This window comes from Enterococcus sp. HMSC072F02 (assembly GCF_001837725.1).
Lineage (GTDB): Bacteria > Bacillota > Bacilli > Lactobacillales > Enterococcaceae > Enterococcus_B > Enterococcus_B lactis.
Genome location: NZ_KV833893.1, coordinates 1 through 1,606, shown reverse-complemented (window position 1 = coordinate 1,606; position 1,606 = coordinate 1). Strand labels below are relative to the sequence as shown.

The following is a 1,606-nucleotide window of genomic DNA, read 5'->3' as shown; positions in this document are numbered from 1 at the left end:
TGGGACATCAAGCCTGAATATACTGAAAAAGGCTTGAATGATTCTGTGAGCTTAACTGAGCCTGAGACTATTTTAGGGCTTAAGAACTTCGCAGAAGGTTTACAATCAAGTGGAGTCAACGTGGCAGTTGAATATGCTAAAGCCATAGACACCGATAAATATACCAAGCATGGGGCAATCTATTTGGGCGGTTGTGCATGGTTGGCTTGGGAAACTCTAACGTTCCAGAAAACAGAGGGATATGCAAAAGGCAGTTATATTCGGTTGGGAGCAGATGGCAATGCCTCGTTTACTTACAGCGACGTTCCGAATATTTTTGGTGGGTATCTTTGGCTAGGGGGAGTATGTCAGCCTGACTATACGGATGGTGGATTTGGCTCTTACCACATAACTGTCGAAAATAATTTTGATGACGCACGTAAGCCGATTGTGCGAGTCATCGATTCACCAAGCACGCCAGTTAAAAAATTAGCTGTGCGAGGATTTGCTTTGGTTTTTGCGCCAGCACCAACAGAAAATAGTCAAGTGAAGGAGTGAAATAAATGAAAAACATTTGGAAATACGGACGTACTGGTGGAGAGTACGCAGGAAAAGTATTGGACGACATGCTTGTATCCGTTCCTTACACGGATCAGCCACCGCTTGAAGGGATTCGTGCTGATGGCGAACCGCTAACGATTGCTGATCAGATGTTTGATCCTAAACTGAACCAATGGATTGTGTTAGCGAACGCGTTAGATCACAACGATTTAAACAATCTCAAAGCGATGTACGAGGCTCTGGAACATGAAAACGACAACCTAAAACAGCTAAATGCCGAGCTCATGCTAAACGATGTAGCAATTAAACAGGAAAATACTACATTGAAAGAAAAAGCGGATAGTTTAGCACAAATCAATTCAAAAATGATGCTTGCTTCGTTACAAAATAGCAAAAGCATTTCAGAAATTAAAGAGCAACTAAATCCAGCTTCAAAGGGAGGTGAGTAGTATGTTTAGTTTTAGCGATGTGAAAATGATGTATGATTGGGGCTGTTTTACTGACGATCAAGTTCGTCTATTCGTTCCACTATGCATTACAGACGAAGAAGCAGATAAAATTATTAGCAAAGAAGAGAGCGCATCTTAAGTGATGTGCTTTTTATTTTGATTTAAGGAGTTGCAATATGATTAATTTAGGGGAATGGGGAGCGATAGCAGGATCAATAACTGCTATCGTTTCTTTGATTTTATTAGTAATTAGACCGATTGCTGCATCATTTACAAAAATTACGAAAACACTATCACAAGTGAGTTACAACTTGGAACTATTAACAAAAGATTTAGAATCGAGCAAATCAGATCGATTGATGATTCATGAAGAACTGAAAAAACACGACGAAAGATTAGATAAGCATGCAGAAAAATTAGTGGCGCATACGCAACAAATCAAAACTTTATTTAGAGAAAGATCTAGGTAAAAAAGAAAGGAGTTAAGAAGAAATGATTTTACCAGATAAGTATTATCAAATCATTAAATGGACGGTTTTAACAGTATTACCAGCTGCATCTGCTTTAGTAGCCATGTTAGGAAAAGCATATGGATGGAATGGAACAGATATGACAGT

General features: G+C 39.0%; 4 protein-coding genes and 1 pseudogene. All 5 read left to right on the top strand.

Annotation, left to right across the window (positions count from 1 at the left end):
* Positions 1 to 537 (top strand): annotated as a pseudogene (locus tag HMPREF2731_RS01685) (hypothetical protein); the annotation flags it as partial.
* Between the two features lie 5 nt (positions 538 to 542).
* Positions 543 to 989 (top strand): hypothetical protein, encoded by a 447-nt coding sequence (locus tag HMPREF2731_RS01680; RefSeq protein ID WP_070872190.1) that lies wholly within the window; start codon positions 543 to 545, stop codon positions 987 to 989.
* 1 nt (position 990) lies between these two features.
* Positions 991 to 1,128 (top strand): XkdX family protein, encoded by a 138-nt coding sequence (locus HMPREF2731_RS14010; protein WP_002290625.1) that lies wholly within the window; start codon positions 991 to 993, stop codon positions 1,126 to 1,128.
* Positions 1,129 to 1,165: 37 nt separating this feature from the next.
* Positions 1,166 to 1,459: a hypothetical protein gene (locus HMPREF2731_RS01675; RefSeq protein WP_064376030.1), complete on the top strand. Its 294-nt coding sequence runs from the start codon at positions 1,166 to 1,168 to the stop codon at positions 1,457 to 1,459.
* A gap of 22 nt (positions 1,460 to 1,481) precedes the next feature.
* Positions 1,482 to 1,606, top strand: a 125-nt coding sequence (locus HMPREF2731_RS01670; RefSeq protein WP_218117736.1) for a phage holin, incomplete at its 3' end; no start/stop codon positions are given.

What these genes read in the sequence shown, in the direction of transcription:
- HMPREF2731_RS14010 (WP_002290625.1), top strand. Translation starts at nt 991, where the DNA reads ATGTTTAGTTTTAGCGATGTGAAAATGATGTATGATTGGGGCTGTTTT.
- HMPREF2731_RS01675 (WP_064376030.1), top strand. Translation starts at nt 1,166, where the DNA reads ATGATTAATTTAGGGGAATGGGGAGCGATAGCAGGATCAATAACTGCT.
- HMPREF2731_RS01680 (WP_070872190.1), top strand. Translation starts at nt 543, where the DNA reads ATGAAAAACATTTGGAAATACGGACGTACTGGTGGAGAGTACGCAGGA.